The sequence below is a fragment of the Mycobacterium sp. genome, assembly GCF_049280035.1.
Classification (GTDB): domain Bacteria; phylum Actinomycetota; class Actinomycetes; order Mycobacteriales; family Mycobacteriaceae; genus Mycobacterium.
Genome location: NZ_JBAPPI010000539.1, coordinates 1 through 2,192, shown reverse-complemented (window position 1 = coordinate 2,192; position 2,192 = coordinate 1). Strand labels below are relative to the sequence as shown.

2 protein-coding genes and 1 pseudogene are annotated in these 2,192 nt (G+C 63.5%); 1 reads left to right on the top strand and 2 read right to left on the bottom strand.

The window, feature by feature from the left end:
- Positions 1–519 (top strand): annotated as a pseudogene (locus tag WAN71_RS17515) (glycosyl transferase); the annotation flags it as partial.
- 21 nt (positions 520–540) lie between these two features.
- Here the strand turns inward: WAN71_RS17515 and WAN71_RS17510 are convergent.
- On the bottom strand, positions 541–1,023 hold the full coding sequence (locus WAN71_RS17510; protein WP_422226544.1) for a hypothetical protein: 483 nt from the start codon (positions 1,021–1,023) through the stop codon (positions 541–543).
- Positions 1,024–1,037: 14 nt separating this feature from the next.
- The coding region (locus tag WAN71_RS17505; protein WP_422226543.1) for a cytochrome P450 at positions 1,038–2,192 on the bottom strand (1,155 nt) is incomplete at its 5' end.

Here is a 2,192-nt window from a genome sequence, read left to right as displayed (position 1 = left end):
GTCGGACGCTTCCTGGTGGGCGATGCCGGCCTGTCAGCCCACGATCGCGCGATACTGCAAAAGGGTTACAAGTTCCTCGAATTCACCGACTGCAGCCCCGGGGACGCACGAGGCGCTCAGCTCAAGGCGCTCCGCGACCAGATCCACGGACGGTATTGGCTGCATCTGGGCCAAGGCTGGCAGTTTTTTGCCCCCGAAAATTTGATCACCCGCCTCACCGCGGTGCTCGACGCCGAAGCACAGGTGTTCCAGGTAGGAATCAACCTCGCCGACGCGGCCGGGCTCACCGGCATCAGCGCACCCGAACAGACGGTGCGCCGAACGGCTGACGCCGGCCGCTACGTCCTGGCCGAGACGGTGGCCAAAGGCCCGTCGATGGTCGACACCGCACGGCTGGATCAAGCCGGCGGTGTACCCGGGACCGACCCGGACCCGATCACCGAACTCGCGCGACGCGCGGCTGCCGCCGGGCTAGGGACCGCCAGCCTCGACGAAGTGCTCTGCATCACCACCGTCTGACAACCTGTCATGTGCCCGATTTCAATCATCGTCGGAAAGCGGGAAGCGTGTCAGGCAATACGTCGTCAAGTCAAGTATCAAGGCGTCCCGCTCAGCCTGGCGCGGCAGCCCGCCGACGCTAGCACCTTGAATTGTCATGAACAGCCGTACGATAGCGAGACGATCCAGCTGGCGTGCGGCGTCCTCAAAGCTCGCCAGTATTTTCGGGACATCCTCGCCGTCCAGCGCCACCAACGTCATGATCTTCTGGACCCGCTCGGTTATTTCGGCTTCATCGGTCAGCCCACATATGGCGCGGCCGTGCGACTCGATCCGCCGGTACATGTCCAGCAAGCCTTGCGCGTAGGCCCTTTTGAGGTCATTGATGTAGCGTCGGAAGTCCTCCACGTCGTGCGGGTTCGGTTGTTCGATTTCTGCTAAGCGCTTCGGTATCAGTTCCTCTGGACGTTCGTCGAGCGCTGTCAGGAACTCATTGATGTGGGTCTCCAGGTCGGCGTCATCCACGTCGTCGGTCCTGCCTACCAGCGCAGCTTTAGGCGGCGCAGGTGAGTGACGCTGGTCGGTTTTTGCACGATGACCGGGGTGAAACCCGGTTTGAGTTCGAAATCCGGGATGCGGTTCAACCACTCGGTCACAAACGCGTCCATTTCAAGACGAGCCAGGTGCATGCCCAAGCATCTGTGCATGCCACCGCCGAATGCCCAGTGGCGCTGCCGCCGGACTTCTCCGTTGCTGCCCCTCGATATCTCGTCGCCGCCGCTTGTTCTGCCCGCGGCTTCGAGGGCCAGCCACACCGAACTGTGCGCCGGGATGGTGACGCCGCCGATCTCGACTTTTCTCGTGGTCAGGCGCGGAATGGCCGGCCCAGGCGACTCCAGCCGGAAGATTTCCTCGGCGAAGGCTGGGATCTGTGCTGGGTCCTCGCGCAGCTGGGCCCGCAGTCGCGGGTCGCGCGCGAGATGTAGAAGCGCGAAACCGATTGCCGAGGACACCATTTCAATGCCCGCGACAGAGAACAACAGAAGAAGGACCGACGCCACTTCGACGTTGGTGAGCGGAAAATTCTTGTCGGCGGCAAGGCGTTCGAGAAGCGGCCAGAGGATGCCGGGCGGTCGCTCGGGATCTCTCAGCCCGGCGTCGAAGCTGGTGTTCAGCCACTTGAAGAGTTCGACTTGGGCTGTCCCGGTGGTGTCGCCGATTACTGCGGCCGAAGCCATCTGGGCCGCCCGGGCGTCGTCGGGCGGCAGCCCGCACACCATGAACAGCGCTTGGCTGGCATAGGTGTCGGCGACGCTGACCGCATCACACTGCCTTCTGTCAGCGACTTTGTCGGCCAGTTTCGCTGCCCGGGCCCGCAAGTCCCCGGCGAAGGGGGCCAACGCTCTAGGGCTGAAGAGCGGATGCAAGACGCTGCCGAAACGGGCATGCTCCGATCGTGTACCGATAGAGAGCGGCACCTGAGGAAGCGGTGCGCCGAACAAGTGAATCGCAAAAGTTTTCGGCGGCGACGCAAACGTTTGCGGGTCGAGCAAGGCCGCGCGCACGTCGTCCCGGCGGGTGAGATAGTAGCCATGCAGCGTCGGATCGCCGGTGTCTATTTTCACCACCGGGCCCAGCTCGCGAAGGTGGCGCCAGTAGGCGGCGCGGTCTGCTGCGAAGAACGGACTCTCCTT